This window comes from Oceanobacillus sp. J11TS1 (assembly GCF_018333215.1).
Lineage (GTDB): Bacteria > Bacillota > Bacilli > Bacillales > Amphibacillaceae > Oceanobacillus.
This window is the reverse complement of the sequence record NZ_BORO01000027.1, coordinates 1-19,649: the sequence shown is the minus strand read 5'-3', so window position 1 is coordinate 19,649 and position 19,649 is coordinate 1. Positions and strand designations below refer to the sequence as shown.

Here is a 19,649-nt window from a genome sequence, read left to right as displayed (position 1 = left end):
ATTGTACAAGCATGCTTCAGAGGGGGATGTATGGATGTTTTTTTCTACCGAATTACTTTCACTAGCTTTGCTCGCAATTGGTTTAAGCATGGATGCGTTCTCCATAAGCTTAGGCCTGGGAATGAATAAGATGCGATTGAGACGGATTGCTATCATTGGGTTGGTAATCGGTAGCTTCCATATGCTCTTTCCGATGGTTGGCATGTTGCTTGGGCACGCTTTATCTGAACAAGTTGGACAATGGACAGCCTTTGCATCCGGAATACTGTTATTCTTTATCGGAGCACACATGTTTTTTTCAGCTTTTCATACATCCGATGACTTCCGGTGGCAGCCTGTTGGCTTCGGACTATGGATGCTTGCATTCAGCGTCAGCCTGGACAGTTTTACGGTCGGATTCAGCTTAGGAATCTCTGGCGTAACGATTATCATTACCTTGATTATCTTTGGCATCGTAAGTTGTTTTTTTACATGGATCGGCCTATTACTGGGAAGACGATTGCAAAGATTCCTTGGAACCTACAGCGAAATCCTCGGGGGAAGCATTCTATGCAGCTTCGGGATATATATGCTATTCAGCTAATGAAAAATAGCTCCTTTAACAAGTCAGGCGTAAAGCTTGGCTATTTTTTAGGGTCAATACCAAAGTCTGTGGATAACCTATAAAAAGAATAACAACTGTCCAGCCTGCACGATTCTTACTGGTAAGAACATAACTTCCAGCTAGAAACGCTTGTGGATTGTTTATCAAAAACCATGATATGATAAGAAAAATGATTTTTTCCATACTAGAAATGGAACAAGATAAACAAACAGGAGGATATACCTATGAATGTACTATTCGTATGCACGGGAAATACTTGTCGCAGCCCAATGGCAGAGGCATTATTAAAACATCGCGCACCAGCAGATATAAACGTTAAGTCCTGTGGAATGACGGCTATACCAGGCGCCCCAGCAAGCGATCAAACCACGGAAGTCTTAAAACAACAAGGTATTGAAATAAATCATCAAGCTTCCCCAATCAGTGAAGAATTAGTGCAATGGGCTGATCTTATCCTTACCATGACAGTTTCCCATAAGGAAAGGCTGTGGACAGACTACCCAAAACATAGAAAGAAAACATATACACTTAAAGAATTTGCACTAGGTGCCGATATAGAAATATGGAATCAATTAGAAATGGCCTATGCAGATTTGGAAGAAAAAAGAGAGCAATGTTTACAAAAATACGATGCAGACTTGGATCCAGGAAAACGTAATCAGCTCCTGTTCGAGTTATGTCAACCAGAGTTTGAAAAAATTAATTATTTAAAAAGACAGCTGATACATTCGGATATTGCAGATCCATTCGGCGGACCGATAGCGTATTATCTAGAGACGAAGGAAGAAATTGAAGCGTGTCTTGACAAATGGTTGTCCTCCCAGCGTTAACATTCCATATCGGAGTGGAAGGAAGTGCGAGCAGTACAAGCGCATGTTTTGAAAACGCTTATGCAGGGAGTGCTTTCACGTTGGAATGTTTTCCGCCCGCTAAAGGTTATTTTCCGCTGCTTAAAGGCTGAAGTCGTATAATCACTTGCAATGAAGCGAAAAGGTTACTAAGGGAGTGGAAGGTTTAATGGGGAACAAATATCGGTTTAGTCTACGGTTAAAACTTGTTGTGTTTACAACCATTTTAGCGGTTATTACCTACTCAACAAGTGCGATTTTTATCTATGTTTTATTTGGCTACATACAGTCGTGGTCCAATATATCGCAGCAAGTCTTTGTGATTATCACATTACTATTAGGCATCATATGGTCTGGAATCCTTGCCTTCTTTGCAGCAAGATGGATTACGAAGCCTTTGCAAAAATTAGAGGAAGTAACCGGGGAGGCTGCCAAAGGTAATCTGGAGATACAAGTAGAAATCCCGAAATCGGATGATGAAATTAAATCGTTATCTGTCGCTGTAAACAGTATGCTGCAAAGTTTAAATAAAATGGTCACAAATATTGACCAGCATTTTGAAGAGACGAATGAAACGGTTAACCAATTGAAGAAAGCGTCAAATAAGGCAACACAGCATGCAACAGCTATTGGAGAATCAATCAGCGAAATTTCTAACGGAGCAGAGAATTCATCACGCGCTACGCAGGAAACAGTGGAATCGATTGAAATAGCAACGGAATTAGCTGGAGAAGTTCAGAATAAAGCAGAAGCATCCAAGGAACAATCCAATGCTATGATTAACATGTTAGAAGAGGGACAAAGTGTAGTGAAACAATTAGTGGAAGGGATTGGGCGTATCGCAGTGGAGCAAGAGGTCTCTTTAGAAGATATGAATCATTTACGCCAGAGCACGATGGAAGTGGAAGGAATTATCACATTAGTCGGTGAAATAGCAGAACAAACCAACTTATTAGCGCTAAATGCGTCTATTGAAGCGGCTCGTGCCGGGGAACATGGAAAAGGATTTGCAGTGGTTGCGGAAGAGGTCCGGAAACTGGCGGATCAAAGTGGAAAAGCTGTGAAAGACATTTCCGAGCTATTACTTTCTATTCAAAATGATGTGAAGCAGGTTGCAGCAAAAATTAATACGAATGTGAAGTCCTCACGGGAAGAAGTTAATCGTGGAGAAAATACGAACCGCACGATTGCGAAAATGGGTGCGACGGTGAAAGAGACAGCTACCCAAATTGATACAATCTATGGATTAGTAGAACAACAGATGCAATCCATTCAAAATACGGCCTATCAATCTCAAGAAGTAGCTGCCATTGCTCAGGAAACATCCGCTGGTACGCAAGAGGTGAATGCAGCTATTCAAGAACAAGTCGTGACAATGGAACAAGTGGATCAATTAGCTCGGCAGATGGAAGAACATGCAGGAAGTTTAAGGCAGCAGATCAGACAATTTAAGGTGAAGCAAAACAAGGAAATTGCAAGTGTTCCTACCATGAAGATTTCTAATAAAAATCACAAAACCTATCAACAAGATGTATCGTAAATTCTCAAAAATCGTGGTATGCTATAGATAGTTCTATTATTTGTTGTGCCGAACGAATCTAAAGGATTACTAGTAGAGGTGTCGTGATGATAACCAATGATATAGAGAAAGTGATGAATCAATGGCTGGATACGGACTGCTTGCATAAAGATGAAATTGTTGTAATTGGTTGTTCTACAAGTGAAGTAGCAGGGCATCCAATTGGAACAAGCGGCAGTACCCGAATTGCCAAAAACATTTATGAGCAGCTAGCAAAGCTTCAAAAACAAACAGGTGTCCATCTTGCTTTTCAATGCTGTGAGCACTTAAATCGCTCCCTTGTCGTAGAGCGCCAGACAGCAGTACGGTATGGCCTGGAAGAAGTAGCGGTCGTTCCTGTTCCAGAAGCTGGAGGGTCGATGGCAAGCTATGCATATAAGCAAATGGAAAACCCTGTCGTTGTTGAAAATATCAGCGCGCATGCTGGAATAGACATTGGTGAAACAATGATTGGCATGCACTTAAAAGCCGTTGCAGTTCCGTTAAAATTAGAACAACGTACAATTGGTCATGCCAGAATTCGAGCTGCCCGAACCCGTCCAAAATTAATTGGCGGTCATCGAGCATTTTATGGGGAGAATCCGTCTAGATAATAGATTGGATTCTTTATTCCTTAAAAGACAACAAATAATAATAAATCTTCACATTTTACCTTAAAATAGGAGGCTGTGCACAATGATGGAATATGTAAAACAAGCAGACAATGAAGTTTTTCAGGCAATGCAGCAGGAGAAGGATCGTCAGCAGAATAAAATCGAACTGATTGCATCCGAAAACTTTGTATCGAAAGCGGTAATGGATGCAATGGGCTCCATACTTACGAATAAATATGCAGAAGGTTACCCGGATAAACGTTATTATGGCGGTTGTGAATATGTTGATATTGTAGAGAATCTTGCTAGAGAACGTGCGAAAAAAATATTTGGAGCGGACCATGCGAATGTACAGCCTCACTCCGGTTCACAAGCGAATATGGCAATCTATTTTACCTTCCTAGAACCAGGAGATACTGTATTAGGAATGAATTTAAACCACGGTGGTCATTTAACGCATGGAAGCCCGGTTAACTTTAGCGGTGGTTTATATAATTTTGCTGATTACGGTGTGGATAAAGAGACAGAAAAACTAGATTATGATGCTGTTCTTGAAAAAGCAAAAGAAGTAAAACCAAAACTGATTGTTGCCGGTGCAAGTGCTTATTCAAGAAGCATTGATTTTAAAAAGTTCAGAGAAATTGCCGATGCTGTAGGTGCTTATTTAATGGTGGATATGGCGCATATCGCAGGGTTAGTTGCTACAGGGCATCATGAAAACCCAGTACCATATGCTGATTTTGTAACAACAACAACGCATAAAACATTACGTGGCCCCCGCGGCGGTATGATTCTTTGTAAAGAAGAATATGCGAAAAAAATCGATAAAGCAATCTTCCCAGGAATCCAAGGCGGACCTTTAATGCATATCATTGCAGCAAAAGCAGTTTCCTTTAAAGAAGTCCTATCAGATGATTTTAAGACTTATTCAGCTAACATCATTGAAAACGCCAAAGCGCTTGGAGAAGCTTTAAAAGAAGAAGGTATCCGCATTGTCTCAGGCGGAACAGACAATCACCTGCTGCTCTTAGACGTAACACCACTAAACCTTACAGGAAAAGTAGCAGAAAAAGCATTAGATGACGTTGGCGTAACAACAAACAAAAATACAATTCCTTTTGATACCGAAAGCCCATTTGTAACAAGCGGAATTCGTATTGGAACAGCTGCAGTAACAACGCGCGGATTTGGTATAGAAGAAATGAAGGAAATAGCAGCCATCATCTCACTGACATTAAAAAACCACGAAGATGAAGCTAAACTGAAAGAAGCAAAAGAACGCGTCCAAGCATTAACAGAGAAATTCCCACTATATAAATAAGTTCTCACAATAACCTAAATCCACAGAGCCAAGCACTCTGTGGATTTTAATATAGCTAGTCAAAACCCCCGCTCGAAAACAGATCAAAGCGCTCCATGCAGCCAGAATGCGCTCGAAAACAAGGATAAGCGCTCCACCCATCCTAGAATGCGCTCGAAAACAAGGATAAGCGCTCCACTCATCCTAGAATCCGCTCCAAAAGAAGAAAAAGCGCTCCACCCATCCTAGAATCCGCTCCAAAAGAAGAAAAAGCGCTCCACCCAACCTAGAATGCGCTCGAAAACAAGGATAAGCGCTCCACCCATCCTAGAATCCTCTCAAAAGAAAAAGCGCTCCGTCCAGCCTAGAGTCCGCTCGAAAACGAGGATAAGCGCTCCGTCCAGCCTAGAGTCCGCTCGAAAACGAGGATAAGCGCTCCATGCAGCCAGAATGCGCTCGAAAACAAGAAAAAGCGCTCCGCCCAGCCTAGAATCCTCTCAAAAGAAAAAGCAATCCGTCCAGCCTAGAGTCCGCTCGAAAATAAAAATAAGCGCTCCACTCCATCCAGCCTCCGCTCGAAAACAAGAATACCCGCTCCACCTACCCTAGAATGCGCTCAAAAACAAGGATAAGCGCTCCACCCATCCTAGAATCCGCTCGAAAACAAGAAAAAGCGCTCCACTCCATCCAGCCCCCGCTCGAAAATAAGGTTAAACCGCTCCACTTCATCCAAGTCCCCGATCAAATACAGGCCGCTCCCATCCAACGTATCCTCAAAAATCTTCCCCCCACAAGGAAAATTATAATTTTTGAAATAAACTATTAATAATTCCATAAGAGGATTGACTTGAAAGCATACTTGATTTTCAGTACAATTTGAACGATATATAATTTAAGGAGTGATCTGACATGGGAAATGTCTTTGTATTTGATCATCCGTTAATTCAACATAAATTAACGTATATTCGTGATAAAAATACGGGAACAAAAGAATTTCGCGAGCTTGTAGACGAAGTTGCAATGCTAATGGCGTTTGAAATTACAAGAGATTTACCAACAACAGAGGTTGAGGTAGAAACACCAGTAACAACCTCAAAATCAAAGGTGTTGGCTGGTAAAAAGCTTGGACTTGTACCAATTCTTCGTGCAGGCTTAGGAATGGTTGACGGAGTACGTAAATTAATCCCGGCGGCAAAAGTTGGACATGTTGGTTTATACCGTGACCCAGAAACGTTAAAACCAGTAGAATATTATGTAAAATTACCAAATGATATTGCAGAACGCGAACTAATTGTGATTGATCCAATGTTAGCGACTGGCGGATCTGCAAATGATGCGATTGGTGCTCTAAAAAAACGAGGTGCGAAAAACATTCGTTTAATGTGTCTTATTGCAGCACCAGAAGGCGTGGAAGCAGTAAAAGAAGAGCATCCAGATGTGGATATTTACTTAGCTGCCTTAGATGAGCGTTTAGACGAACATGCCTATATTATCCCTGGTCTTGGGGACGCAGGAGACCGTCTATTTGGAACGAAATAAAGAAGATAAAAAAACAGGCTGGATATATAATCAGTCTGTTTTTTTATGTAATAAGAGCGAGTCCTCTTCTTTCCAATTCTTCTGTTGTGGATAACCCGCCGCCATCAAACAACAGACATTTTATACGAAAGCTGTGGATATTTTTTTCAAACCAACATCATTTGCATAAAATAACTGGTATCCTCGAAAACTACTCTACAAAGGTGGGGATGTTATGTGGAAAAAGTTGCTATGCACGGTTATCATCTGTGGAGTAATTTTGCCTATTCAAGTAGAGGAGACTACTTATGCACAAGATGAAAAACAGACACTCATTATTGAAGTAGAAGGAGACCCTGAGGATGTAAAAGAAGAAATAGAGACCTATCATCCGTTTATCGAAATTGTGGCTGTCTATGACCTTCTCTTTAAAGGATTAGCAGTAGAGGGGAAGATGGAACAATTAAGCAAGCTGGGATCGATAGAACAAGTGAAGACATTCCACCAGGTTCAGACCTATGAAAGTTTACCTCTTTCGAAACATACTGCAGATGTTATTGAAAAAAAGGATTCCTCTCAGCCTGAACCGTATGATTTGAACACAACATCCTATACGGGAAAAGGTGTAAAAGTAGGCGTTATTGATACAGGTGTAGATTATAACCACCCAGATTTACAAAAGAATTATCAAAGTGGCTATGATGTGGTTGATTTTGATGAAGAGCCGATGGAGACCACGCCAGAGGAAGGACATCCCACTTCACACGGAACCCATGTGGCGGGAATCATTGCTGCCGATGGAGATATCAAAGGAGTAGCCCCGGATGCAGAAATTTATGCGTATCGTGCATTGGGTCCAGGAGGATCAGGCTCAACCGTTCAAGTATTGGCTGCAATGGAAAAGGCAATGGAAGATGGGATGGACATCATTAACCTCTCATTAGGAAATAACGTGAACGTTCCAGATTATCCGACGAGTATTGCCGTTAATCGTGCGAGTGAACTCGGAACGATTGTCGTGATAGCTAATGGAAATAGTGGACCGGGTGCATGGACAGTTGGCTCTCCTGCTACAGCGAATAAGTCCGTATCGGTAGGAGCAGCAACGACAGCTCAAGATGAACCGGTTCTTCGTGACACGTTTGAAGAGAAAGAAATTCCTTTGATAGAAGCGATAGGAGCACCTCCTTGGGAATTGGATAATTCCTATCAACTAGTAGATATGGACAATGCAGAACAAGGAAGCTCTTTACATGGAAAAATTGCGATAACAAAACGCAGCGACATCCCTTTTTTTGAAAAGGCAATCCAAGCGGAAGAATTAGGTGCGGAAGCTTTAATAATTTATAATTCGGAGCCTGGCCCAATCCAAGCATCTGTGGAAAATAATCGGCAGCCTATAACTATTCCAGTTGCCTCCATACAGCAAAAAGAAGGAGAATGGATACAGTCAAATATCACTCAAGGGTCTTACTATATGGATTCGGCTCAAAAAGAGGTTGCGTTGACTATCGCTCCATTTAGTTCTCGTGGTCCGGTGACAGTCCAGTGGGGAATCAAACCGGATATCTCAGCCCCGGGTACGGCAATCTGGAGTACAGTTCCGGGTGGATATCAAGCAATGAATGGCACAAGTATGGCCGCACCTCATATCGCAGGAGCCTTTGCAGTGTTGAAAGAAGCCCGCCCAAACTGGAATAATGAACAACTTATCGGTGCACTTAAAACAACCGCAAAGCCTTTTGAAGAAAACGGTGATCGCTTAAACGCAACGATTCAAGGGATGGGTCTCCTGCAAATAGATGCTGCTATGGATACGCCTGCAATTATTTATGATCCCCAATTAGAATTCGGCAAACTGGATCGTTATCAACAGGAGTTTACCGAAACTGTGACCATTGAAAATAAGACAGAAACTGCTCAAACCTATCATTTTGAGACGCCTGAGCGGAAAGACGGATTAATTTGGAACCTTCCGCAATCTTTCACAATCCAACCGAATGAACAAAAGGAAATCCCTTTAAAGCTATCCGTGAATCGAGAGAGGTTGGAAGAAGGTGTTCATGAAGGCTGGCTAAATCTTGTACAAGCGGATCAAAGCTATGCATTACCATACATTATTGTGAACCAAGAAGCAGACCAGCCTAAAACAGCAGGCTTTGAATTCTATATGGAACCTTTTGAAGATGGGAAATATAAGTACCAATATTATGTGACAGAACCTGTGAAGAGCCTTGAAGTAAATTTGTATCATCCGGAAACGTTATTATTTGAACGAAAGCTGCTAGAGGAAGGGAAGCTTGAAGAAGGAATGCGTGAAGGAGTTCTCAGCAAGGAAGAAGCAGGGCCCTCTGGATACTATCTTGCCCTCATCACAGTCGAGCTTGAGAATGGGGAGTTTGATCAATTGGAAACGATAGTCTTTATAGAGTAAAAAACCTTAAATTTGACACTTTTTTCTAGCAATAATGCTGAGTTCACAAAAATGTCAAATTGAACTGGAAGCATTTGTGAAGCTGTTGATTAGAAAACGGCTTCACAAATGCTTATTTAATAAGGCTAAAGCCTGATTTGAAGCAATTTATTACGGGTTTAGAAATACTTTATAGATTGTCTTATACTCGTTGACAACTCTTACAGGCGTATTGTACACTTACTTAGTGTGGAGCAAAGGAAAGAGCAGATAGAGCCCATTTATATTTGCAGATTTTTTGGAAATATGCTATGTGCATTTCTCTGCCTTCTATACATAGATGCAAATAGTATGGAACACCTCCGCATCTAAGACTACAAGTAGTATTGCCTAGCAAGAAATTCCCCAACTTGATTGAAAACGGATGCAAGTCTATGGTTCTAATAGTAATGTATCTAGTTGACGGGCAGCATTAGGAGTGAAACAGCATTGATGTCTAATTTTGATAGTATGATTACCCGTCAGCGAAAATGGATGCTTTATTGGTTAGCAATTTTAGTACTTTGCGCTGGATTTCTACCCTATACCCGAATCTTTCTCGGTTTAATCCTAGGTAGTAGTATTAGTCTTTATAACTTGTGGTTACTGCAATACAAGTCAGAAAAACTTGGCAGAACAATTGCAGCAGGCGAAAAACCTAGAACTGGTTTAGGTACTTTTTCCAGGATGGCTGCCGCAGTTTTAGCAGTTGTCGTTGCTATACGTTTTGATGCGTATTTTCATCTGTATGCTGTAATTTTTGGGATTGTTTCTTCTTACTTGATTATGACAATAGATATCATCGTTTATCAATTCGTCATACGTAACCGAAAAGAAGACTAGTCCTTCCAGTATTCCATTTTTACTTACAAATAGTTTTAGTAAAGGGGTGATAATCTTGGATCATGAAAATCCAATAGTACATGATATCTTTGGGATACCGGGTGCTGATTTAAATCTATCAAATGTGTTTATGACTTTTATGGTGTCCCTTATTGTTTTCGTTTTTTGTGTATGGGGAAGCAGAAAACTGCAAATGAAACCCAAAGGGATGCAAAACTTTATGGAATGGGCAGTAGAGTTTGTGCGGGGCATTGTAAAAGACAATATGGATTGGAAAACAGGAAAAGTTTTTCTTCCGCTTGGACTAACACTCATCTTTTATATCCTAGTGAGTAACCTTGTCGGAGTAGCTACTGTTGGAGTGGTTGGACACGATTTATGGTGGAAATCTCCTACTGCAGATGCGGGTCTTACACTAACACTGTCAACAATGATTATTTTATTGACACATTACTACGGTATAAAAGTTCGAGGTACAAAAGAATACTTAAAGACATATGTAAGTCCGGTGCCGTTTATGTTGCCATTTAAAATTGTCGAAGAATTCACAAACACCTTAACATTAGGTCTTCGTCTGTTTGGTAATATCTATGCAGGTGAAGTTCTTTTAGGTCTATTGGTAGGCTGGGCAACTACCAGTGCATTCGGTTTTCTTGGAGCAGCAATACCAATGCTCGCATGGCAAGGATTCAGTGTGTTTATCGGCGCCATTCAATCGTTTGTATTTGTTATGTTAACAATGGTTTATATGTCTCATAAAGTGAGTGCAGACCATTAAATAAATAATATAAGTTGTTTTTACACATAAAAAAGGAGGAAATTATTCATGGGAGCTTTAGCAGCAGGTATAGCAATAGGTTTAGCGGCACTAGGTGCTGGTGTAGGTAACGGTTTAATCGTAGGTAGAACAGTGGAGGGAATCGCACGTCAACCAGAATTAAGAGGTCCGCTTATGGGTACAATGTTTGTCGGGGTAGCACTTGTTGAGGCTGTACCAATCCTTGCGGTAGTTATAGCATTTATGGTCATGTAATGGGCGTCTGATTCCCCAAAAATATAATGGCGAAGTTCATCTCAGAGAGAATCTTCGCCATTCCTTTATGCAAACAAGCAAGTAATACGAGTTTTCGTGTTTAATAAATGAAATAGAGTTGTCTCTATTTCAGGATAATGTCTTAGCGAAAGGAGTGGAATTCGTGCATTCATACATTGATTTATTAGCAGTTGGTGCAAGTGTCGGCGGATTGCGTTGGCCAGATATGGTAGTTCAGCTATTTTTCTTTATTGTACTTCTTGCCTTATTGAAAAAATTCGCTTGGGGTCCATTAATGAATAAAATGGAAGAACGCGAGCAATATGTGGCGAGTGAAATCGAAGAAGCGGAAAAAAGCAGAGCTGAGGCTGAAAAAGCTTCTAAAGAAGCAGCTGAACAGCTAAATCAGGTCAGGGCAGAAGCTCAAAAAATGATTGAAGATGCAAAGTCTGCTGGTATCAAGCAAGAGGAGCAGATTATTGAATCCGCCAAGAAGGAAGCAAACCGTATTAAGGAAGCTGCTCAAGCAGATATCCAAAACGAGAAAGAAAGAGCAATTCAAGCTTTACAAGATAAAGTGGCATCTCTATCTGTATTGATTGCAAGCAAAGTTATTGAGAAAGAATTAAATGAGCAAGATCAAGAGAAATTAATCAACGAGTACATTAAAGAGGTAGGAGAAGAGCGATGAGTGATGTAGTAGTTGCTAAACGTTATGCAGATGCTCTTTTCAGCCTCGGATTAGAACAACAAAAGCTAGAACAGTTTGTCGATGAGTTGAAAGTCGTACAGCCTGTTTTTCAAAATGATAAGAAATTAGCTAAATTCCTAGCGCATCCAAAGTTTGATAATGCGAAAAAGAAAGAACTTGTAGTTGATGCATTTAAAGGGTTAGACAAGCCCATTTTGAATACACTTCAATTACTTATCGATCGCCATCGGATATCGATCATTCCAACCATTATCGACGAATTCATTTCTTTAGTAAATGATGCAAAAGGAATGGCAGATGCTACAGTTTATTCGACGCGAAAATTATCGGATGATGAAAAGAAACATTTAGAGCGTTCTTTTGCCGTCCGGTTAGGAAAAAATGCAGTTCAACTCACCAATATCGTTGATCCGGCCATTCTTGGCGGGATAAAAATCAGAGTAGGAAATACGATTTATGACGGTACGGTGAAAGGGAAGCTAGATCGAATCTCCCGTAGTATTGTGTCTGCTAATTAATGATGATAGGGGTGAAATGGTATGAGCATTAATGCTGAAGAAATTAGTACGCTGATAAAAAAGCAAATTGAAAATTTTGATTCAGACATAGAAGTTACTGATGTTGGAACAGTTATTGAAGTTGGGGACGGGATTGCACGTGCACACGGACTTGACAATGCAATGGCTGGTGAGTTGCTTGAGTTTTCCAATGGGGTAATGGGCTTAGCTCAGAACTTAGAGGAAAGCAATGTAGGTATCGTTATTCTTGGGCCTTACCAAGATATTAAAGAAGGTGACGAAGTTCGTCGTACAGGCCGTATTATGCAAGTGCCAGTTGGTGAGGAACTTTTAGGTCGTGTGGTGAACCCGCTTGGACAGCCAATTGACGGAAGAGGAGCGATTGAAACCTCTAAATCGAGACCAATTGAAGCTCCAGCACCAGGTGTAATGGATCGTAAATCCGTTGATGAGCCATTACAAACAGGTATTAAAGCGATTGATGCCCTTGTACCGATTGGACGCGGACAACGTGAATTAATCATCGGTGACCGTCAAACAGGAAAAACAACCGTTGCCGTGGATACGATTTTGAACCAAGGCGACCAAGATATGATTTGTATTTATGTAGCGATTGGTCAAAAAGAGTCGACTGTCCGTGCTACAGTTGAAACATTCCGTAAACATGGTGCATTAGATTACACAATTGTTGTAACTGCAGGTGCATCTGACCCAGCTCCATTACTTTACTTAGCACCATATGCAGGTGTAGCTATGGGGGAAGAATTCATGTATAACGGGAAGCATGTTCTTGTTGTTTATGATGATTTATCTAAACAAGCAGTAGCTTACCGTGAACTTTCCTTACTATTACGCCGTCCGCCAGGCCGTGAAGCATTCCCAGGGGATGTATTCTATCTGCATTCACGTTTATTAGAGCGTGCAGCTAAATTAAGTGACGCAAAAGGCGGCGGTTCTTTAACGGCATTACCTTTTGTTGAGACACAAGCAGGAGATATCGCAGCGTATATCCCTACCAACGTTATCTCTATTACAGATGGTCAGATTTTCTTACAATCCGATCTATTCTTCTCAGGGGTACGTCCAGCGATTAACGCAGGTTTATCTGTATCTCGTGTAGGTGGATCCGCACAGATTAAAGCAATGAAAAAAGTTGCTGGTACACTGCGTCTAGATTTAGCGTCATTCCGTGAACTTGAGGCATTCTCGCAATTCGGTTCCGATCTTGATAAAGCAACACAAGCAAAACTTAATCGTGGACAACGCACGGTTGAAATATTGAAACAAGGCCTGCATAAACCAATGGCCGTAGAAAAACAAGTTGCGATTATCTATGCATTAACAAGAGGATTCTTAGATGATATTCCTGTAGAAGATATTCAGCGCTTTGAAGAAGAAATGAATATTTGGATTGAAAATAATCAAAATGATATTTTCACAACAATCCGTGAAACAGGAAACTTGCCGGATGAAAAAGAGTTCAGTGGAGCAATCGAAAGCTTCAAGAAAACATTCTTACCATCTAATCAATAAGATGTCCGTGAATAAATGAGATGGGCCGAAAGAATACTCGGCCCGCATTCCTTATAGGAAAGTGTGGTGAAAAGCTTGGCATCACTTAGAGATTTAAAAGGAAGAATTGACTCGACGAAAAAAACAAAACAAATCACCGGAGCAATGGAGCTTGTATCAGCATCCAAAATGTCCAAGGCAGAACAGAATGCCCGCGGGTTTGTTCCTTATGCTGATAAGCTGCAGGAAGTAGTGAGCAGTATTGCGAATTCCAATACAGGCGCACAACATCCAATGCTTGTTAAACGGGAAGTAAAGAAAACGGGCTATTTAATTGTTACCTCTGACCGCGGTTTGGTTGGTGCATATAATAGTCATATTTTAAAAAGTCTTGTAAATAACATTGAAGCGAAACATACGAGTAAAGACGAATATACGATTATTGTTATTGGGAGAAAAGGGTATGACTTCTGCCGTAAACGTGGTCTTCCAGTTACTCAAAGTATATTAGGAATGCCGGACCACCCTACATTCGCAGATGTGAAAAACCTTGCTTCTGAAACTGTACAAATGTATATCAATCAAGAAATTGATGAACTTCATATTATTTATAACCATTACGTAAGCGCCATTTCACAGGTAGTCACAAATAAACAGCTTTTACCAATTGCAGATTTAGGTGAACAAGGGGCATCCACTTCCAATTATGAATTTGAACCAAATCAGGAGGAAATCCTAGAAGTACTTTTACCGCAATATGCAGAAAGCTTGATTTTTGGTGCATTGCTTGATGGGAAGGCCAGTGAGCATGCTGCAAGTATGACAGCAATGCGCAGTGCAACAGATAATGCAAATGAGTTAATTGGTGATTTAGAACTTTCATATAACCGTGCACGTCAAGCAGCTATTACCCAAGAAATCACAGAGATTGTTGGTGGCGTAGCAGCGCTTGAATAGTACAGGTAGAGTAAGTCAGGAGGGAAACAGATGACGAAAGGACGCGTAACACAGCTTATGGGACCGGTTGTTGACGTACGTTTTGAAGACGGCCAGCTCCCTGCTGTAAATAATGCATTAGTAGTCCATGGTGAAGCTGGAGATTTAACACTAGAAGTAGCACTTCACCTTGGTGATAATAGTGTTCGTACAATTGCTATGTCCTCAACAGATGGTTTCCAGCGTGGAGCAGAAGTAGAAGATTTGGGTCGACCAATTTCTGTTCCGGTTGGAGATGTTACATTAGGACGAGTATTTAACGTTTTAGGTGAAAAAATTGATTTAGATGAGCCGCTTCCAGCTGGTACTCGTTTAGATCCAATCCACCGTGAAGCGCCAAAATTTGAGAATCTTTCTACAGAAACTGAAATTTTGGAAACTGGAATTAAGGTTGTAGACTTACTGGCACCATATATCAAGGGTGGTAAAATCGGTCTGTTCGGTGGAGCAGGAGTAGGTAAAACCGTACTAATTCAGGAATTAATCAATAACATCGCTCAAGAGCATGGCGGTATCTCAGTATTCGCAGGTGTAGGAGAGCGTACTCGTGAAGGAAACGACCTTTACTATGAAATGAGTGACTCCGGAGTTATTGCAAAAACAGCGATGGTATTCGGTCAGATGAACGAGCCGCCTGGTGCGCGTATGCGCGTTGCATTAACCGGTCTTACTATGGCAGAATATTTCCGTGATGAACAAGGACAAGACGTACTATTGTTTATCGATAACATTTTCCGTTTCACGCAAGCTGGTTCTGAAGTTTCCGCACTTCTTGGACGTATGCCGTCAGCCGTTGGTTATCAGCCGACACTTGCTACGGAGATGGGACAATTACAGGAGCGTATCACATCTACAGATAAAGGCTCCGTAACATCGATTCAAGCAATTTATGTTCCTGCCGATGACTATACAGATCCAGCACCGGCAACTACATTCGCTCACTTAGATGCAACGACAAACTTAGATCGTAAGCTTTCTGAGCAAGGAATCTATCCTGCCGTGGATCCATTAGCATCCACTTCTCGTGCACTTGATCCAGAAGTAGTTGGAGAAGAACATTATCAAGTTGCGACAGAAGTACAACAAACACTTCAAAAATACCGTGAATTGCAAGACATTATCGCAATTCTTGGTATGGATGAATTAAGTGATGAAGACAAGTTAGTTGTTTCTCGAGCACGTCGTATCCAATTCTTCTTATCGCAAAACTTCCACGTTGCAGAGCAATTCACTGGGCAACCTGGTTCGTATGTTCCGGTAAAAGAAACGGTTAAAGGCTTTAAAGAAATTCTTGAAGGAAAGTACGATGACCTTCCAGAAGATGCCTTCCGTCTTGTTGGACGAATTGAGGAAGTAGTTGAAAAAGCAAAAGCTTCGGAATAATTGACAGCTGAGGATGATTCATAAAGAATGGGTGTTTGATGGAATTTTTAACATCATCTAAGATGTATCATCCTTTCAGCTTTTTAGCCAGCTGTAGGAGGGGTAAACATTGAGTACATTAGCAGTAAGTGTCGTCACTCCTGAAGGTCCGATTCTAGAAGATAACTTTGATATGGTTGTCTGTAAAGCGGAATCCGGTGAAATTGGTATTCTCCCAAAACACATTCCGCTTGTCTCTCCATTACAGATTAGTATCGCTCGTTTAAAAAAAGGCGATGATACACAGCTAGTTGCAATCAGTGGAGGTTTTATGGAAGTGCAGCCTGATAAAGTTACAATCCTAGCACAGTCTGCTGAAACTGCTGATCATATTGACGTTCTTCGTGCAAAGAATGCAAAAGAGCGTGCAGAGAAACGTCTTCAGGATAATAGCGATACAATAGACAGAGTTCGTGCTGAACTTGCATTAAAACGAGCAATCAACCGTCTAGATGTCGCAAATTCATAAGAAATAAGCTGAAAATAAAAATACGCAATAAACTCCCTGCCCAAATGATGGATAGGGAGTTTATTTTAGTTGTGACAGAATCAAGATTTCTAAAATGCGTTTCTTAAAGCAGAAATAGAACGAATCATGTTATAATTTCCCGGGAAATTATAACATGATAATATAATTCAACAATAAAAGACAGCATTCATACGTTTCTTCATACATGTAAGAAAATCAAAAGACACAGTGCTGTTTGATTACTTATAAAGAATATGGCTCCACACTACTATTCGTAATGGATATTAGCTATGCAGCTACGCAAAGGACGTTAAAATTTATTTTCAAACCAACGTATGCAGAAAGGAGATTGCTATGTTTTCAATGGAACAAATGGCATTGATTAGTATATTTTCACATATCATGTTTATATATCTTACGTGGAAAGTCGTCACCGCGATCCGCATTGAATCAATTTTTAAAAAGGGAAGAGCAGCCGAAGCGAGAGTTTTTCTTTTATTTATAACAATTGTTATTGGTACAGGAGTCAGCAGATTTTTTCTAGATATATTACAATGGTCAGGCGATTTAACATATCTTTTTTCTTCTATAAGGATGTATTGATATAAAAACTTCTGTCAAAACTAAGATTAATAGATTTGATAGGAGGTTTTTTTCATGTTTCATAGATTCCTTACAAGTTTTCAAATTCCCTTTACGCAACAATCCCCTAGCCCTGAACAAAAGCCTATTGCATTGAGGAAGCAAGCTATTTGTTTGCTGCTTATTATTTCTTTCTTTGTAAACCAAGCGTTTAGCCAGCCTATTCAGAATGATGAAATGGAAGACTTGGCTGCGTTTGCGAATGAATATGACCTAGAAATGAATTTCTGGGAAGTTACCATGAAAGAACAGATGGATAGCCAGCGAGCAGAAGAGATTGTACAAGGTCTGCAAGAAACGCATATATCCCATGAGGAGAAGGATGAGAACCGTATAAAGCACACCTTTGAGAGTCGTCACAAAAAAGATACCTTTGACGTATTATATAAGGTGATCCTTCCTATAGATAAGCGTGAATCAGCAGAAGTAATTATCGTTATGCATGGAACGGATTGGGATAATCATATAAGCCAAAAGTATCGCGAAGAAAAAACAAATATACTAAGGAACTATTTAACAAAAGAGTCACATTTATATACTTGTCTCTCTGTCCAAGATAGTGGTATAATGAATCACGATGTATTCATAAATAAAGCAAAAACGTATTTCAATATAAAGCATATATCGACTAATTATGACAATATAAAGAATTCCACGATTAAAAAAAGTACATACGGGTACACGAAGACATGGAAGCAATTTTATTACATGGAAGATGACCCAAAAAATGTGCAAATTGCCGCTGTTGCTGATCGTCATGGGAAAATGAATTATATGATTGGAACACCTATCCTGATCAATGAATATTAATAATAGGGAAATTAGATTCTGAAGGGGATTTATGACATGGAAAAAATCATCGTTGGTGGGGGACGGAAGTTAGAAGGCACTGTTCGCGTAGAAGGTGCTAAAAACGCAGTCCTACCTGTACTTGCTGCTAGCTTAATCGCTAGCGAAGGAAAAAGCATTATCAAAGAAGTGCCAGTATTAGCAGACGTCTACACAATTAATGAAGTACTTCGCAATTTAAATGCCAATGTGGAATTTGATTCAACAAAAAAAGAAGTAACGATAGATGCTTCTGAAACATTAGAAACACATGCCCCATTTGAATATGTAAGAAAAATGCGTGCGTCCGTGCTTGTGTTGGGACCATTATTAGCCCGCTATGGACACGCAAAGGTAGCTATGCCTGGTGGCTGTGCAATCGGATCACGTCCAATTGACTTACACTTAAAAGGCTTTGAAGCAATGGGAGCTGACATTCATGTTGGCAATGGTTTTGTAGAAGCAAAATCAAATGGTCGCCTGCAAGGTGCGAAAATATATTTAGATATGCCAAGTGTAGGAGCTACAGAAAACATTATGATGGCAGCTGCATTAGCAGAAGGAAAAACAGTTATTGAAAATGCAGCAAAAGAGCCTGAAATTGTTGACTTAGCAAACTACCTGAATAAAATGGGCGCAAGAATTGTAGGAGCTGGAACAGAGACAATTCGTATCAACGGGGTGGAAAAGCTATACGGAACGGAGCATATTATGATTCCAGACCGTATCGAAGCAGGAACATTTATGGTAGCAGCTGCGATAACGAATGGAAACATTCTAATAGAAAATGCAGTACGTGAACATTTAAGCTCAGTTATTTCAAAACTAGAGGAAATGCATGTTCGAGTCATTGATGAGGATGGCGGTTTACGCGTTATTGGTTCCGATTCGATTCAATCCACAGACATTAAGACATTACCACATCCTGGCTTCCCGACAGATATGCAATCGCAAATGATGGCATTAATGCTTTGTGCTAAAGGAACAAGTGTTATTACGGAAACAGTATTTGAAAATCGCTTCATGCACGTAGAAGAATTCCGCCGTATGAATGCAAATATCAAAATTGAAGGCCGTAGCGTAATTATTGAAGGACTTTCTAAATTACAAGGTGCAGAAGTAGCAGCTACAGATTTACGTGCAGCGGCAGCACTTATTTTAGCAGGACTTGTAAGTGAAGGTTATACACGTGTTACAGAATTAAAACACCTAGACCGCGGATACGTTGACATTGTATCCAAATTAGCCAACCTAGGCGCAGACATTAGACGCGTAGATGAAAATGGTGTCGTAATTCAGCCATTAGGCGTTGAGGAAAATGTCGAATTAACGGAATTTGTAACAGAATAATAGACTAATAGTTATATTAAAAGATGCATCTCCTGGAGATGCATCTTTTAATATGGAAAAAAGGAAGAAACGCGCTCCAACCTAAGCTAAATCCGCTCGGAAATGGGAAAAAGCGCTCCAGCCCAGCTAAATCCGCTCGAAAATGGGAAAAAGCGCTCCAACCTAGGCTGAATCCGCTCGAAAATGGGAAAAAGCGCTCCAGCCAAAGCCAAATCCGCTCGGAAAAAGGAAAAAGCGCTCCAGCCCAGCTAAATCCGCTCGGAAATGGGAAAAAGCGCTCCAGCCTAGCCAAATCCGCTCAGGAAAAGATGACGTACAATAGTCTGTGTAAGATGAATAAATAGGAAAGGTAAGGTTATCCTACCCTTTAGTTAATCACGACAAAAACTAAGAAGAGGAGACCTTACCCATGTCTACTAGTATAACTGAT

Annotated in this window: 19 protein-coding genes; all 19 read left to right on the top strand. The window is 40.5% G+C overall.

The window, feature by feature from the left end:
- Window positions 1–34 precede the first annotated feature (34 nt).
- The 19 genes from KI343_RS16420 (at window position 35) to murA (ending at window position 19,219) form a co-directional block, all read left to right on the top strand.
- A complete protein-coding gene (locus tag KI343_RS16420) occupies window positions 35–583 on the top strand; it encodes a manganese efflux pump MntP (RefSeq protein ID WP_212927510.1) in 549 nt (182 codons plus the stop codon).
- Between the two features lie 245 nt (window positions 584–828).
- Window positions 829–1,434, top strand: coding sequence for a low molecular weight protein arginine phosphatase (locus KI343_RS16415; RefSeq protein ID WP_212927509.1), 606 nt, complete (start codon window positions 829–831; stop codon window positions 1,432–1,434).
- Window positions 1,435–1,621: 187 nt separating this feature from the next.
- On the top strand, window positions 1,622–2,992 hold the full coding sequence (locus KI343_RS16410; protein WP_212927508.1) for a methyl-accepting chemotaxis protein: 1,371 nt from the start codon (window positions 1,622–1,624) through the stop codon (window positions 2,990–2,992).
- Between the two features lie 86 nt (window positions 2,993–3,078).
- Window positions 3,079–3,624 carry a TIGR01440 family protein gene (locus KI343_RS16405; protein ID WP_212927507.1) on the top strand — a complete coding sequence of 182 codons (546 nt, stop codon included), beginning with the start codon at window positions 3,079–3,081 and terminating at the stop codon, window positions 3,622–3,624.
- Window positions 3,625–3,709: 85 nt separating this feature from the next.
- Complete coding sequence (locus KI343_RS16400) at window positions 3,710–4,945, top strand: serine hydroxymethyltransferase (protein ID WP_212927534.1); 1,236 nt, start codon at window positions 3,710–3,712, stop codon at window positions 4,943–4,945.
- A gap of 888 nt (window positions 4,946–5,833) precedes the next feature.
- A complete protein-coding gene (gene upp, locus KI343_RS16395) occupies window positions 5,834–6,463 on the top strand; it encodes a uracil phosphoribosyltransferase (RefSeq protein ID WP_212927506.1) in 630 nt (209 codons plus the stop codon).
- A gap of 214 nt (window positions 6,464–6,677) precedes the next feature.
- Window positions 6,678–8,876, top strand: coding sequence for a S8 family serine peptidase (locus KI343_RS16390; RefSeq protein WP_212927505.1), 2,199 nt, complete (start codon window positions 6,678–6,680; stop codon window positions 8,874–8,876).
- 471 nt (window positions 8,877–9,347) lie between these two features.
- On the top strand, window positions 9,348–9,737 hold the full coding sequence (locus KI343_RS16385) for an ATP synthase subunit I (protein ID WP_212927504.1): 390 nt from the start codon (window positions 9,348–9,350) through the stop codon (window positions 9,735–9,737).
- A gap of 55 nt (window positions 9,738–9,792) precedes the next feature.
- Window positions 9,793–10,515, top strand: coding sequence for a F0F1 ATP synthase subunit A (atpB, locus tag KI343_RS16380; protein WP_212927503.1), 723 nt, complete (start codon window positions 9,793–9,795; stop codon window positions 10,513–10,515).
- A gap of 48 nt (window positions 10,516–10,563) precedes the next feature.
- Window positions 10,564–10,770: a F0F1 ATP synthase subunit C gene (gene atpE / locus KI343_RS16375; RefSeq protein WP_080872372.1), complete on the top strand. Its 207-nt coding sequence runs from the start codon at window positions 10,564–10,566 to the stop codon at window positions 10,768–10,770.
- A 163-nt stretch (window positions 10,771–10,933) separates the two neighbouring features.
- Window positions 10,934–11,461 (top strand): F0F1 ATP synthase subunit B, encoded by a 528-nt coding sequence (locus KI343_RS16370; protein ID WP_212927502.1) that lies wholly within the window; start codon window positions 10,934–10,936, stop codon window positions 11,459–11,461.
- Window positions 11,458–12,000 carry a F0F1 ATP synthase subunit delta gene (locus KI343_RS16365; RefSeq protein WP_212927501.1) on the top strand — a complete coding sequence of 181 codons (543 nt, stop codon included), beginning with the start codon at window positions 11,458–11,460 and terminating at the stop codon, window positions 11,998–12,000. Before KI343_RS16370 ends, KI343_RS16365 begins: the two co-directional genes overlap by 4 nt.
- A 21-nt stretch (window positions 12,001–12,021) precedes the next feature.
- Window positions 12,022–13,533 (top strand): F0F1 ATP synthase subunit alpha, encoded by a 1,512-nt coding sequence (gene atpA / locus KI343_RS16360; protein WP_212927500.1) that lies wholly within the window; start codon window positions 12,022–12,024, stop codon window positions 13,531–13,533.
- 75 nt (window positions 13,534–13,608) lie between these two features.
- Window positions 13,609–14,469: an ATP synthase F1 subunit gamma gene (gene atpG, locus KI343_RS16355; RefSeq protein WP_212927499.1), complete on the top strand. Its 861-nt coding sequence runs from the start codon at window positions 13,609–13,611 to the stop codon at window positions 14,467–14,469.
- Window positions 14,470–14,499: 30 nt separating this feature from the next.
- The gene (gene atpD / locus KI343_RS16350) at window positions 14,500–15,891 is read left to right on the top strand and encodes a F0F1 ATP synthase subunit beta (protein ID WP_212927498.1); all 1,392 of its coding nucleotides are present in this window, start codon (window positions 14,500–14,502) and stop codon (window positions 15,889–15,891) included.
- A 109-nt stretch (window positions 15,892–16,000) separates the two neighbouring features.
- The gene (locus KI343_RS16345; protein ID WP_212927497.1) at window positions 16,001–16,399 is read left to right on the top strand and encodes a F0F1 ATP synthase subunit epsilon; all 399 of its coding nucleotides are present in this window, start codon (window positions 16,001–16,003) and stop codon (window positions 16,397–16,399) included.
- Between the two features lie 354 nt (window positions 16,400–16,753).
- Complete coding sequence (locus KI343_RS16340; RefSeq protein ID WP_212927496.1) at window positions 16,754–17,002, top strand: DUF1146 family protein; 249 nt, start codon at window positions 16,754–16,756, stop codon at window positions 17,000–17,002.
- A 54-nt stretch (window positions 17,003–17,056) separates the two neighbouring features.
- Complete coding sequence (locus tag KI343_RS16335; RefSeq protein WP_212927495.1) at window positions 17,057–17,851, top strand: YwmB family TATA-box binding protein; 795 nt, start codon at window positions 17,057–17,059, stop codon at window positions 17,849–17,851.
- A gap of 36 nt (window positions 17,852–17,887) precedes the next feature.
- A complete protein-coding gene (gene murA, locus KI343_RS16330; protein WP_212927494.1) occupies window positions 17,888–19,219 on the top strand; it encodes a UDP-N-acetylglucosamine 1-carboxyvinyltransferase in 1,332 nt (443 codons plus the stop codon).
- Window positions 19,220–19,649 lie beyond the last annotated feature (430 nt).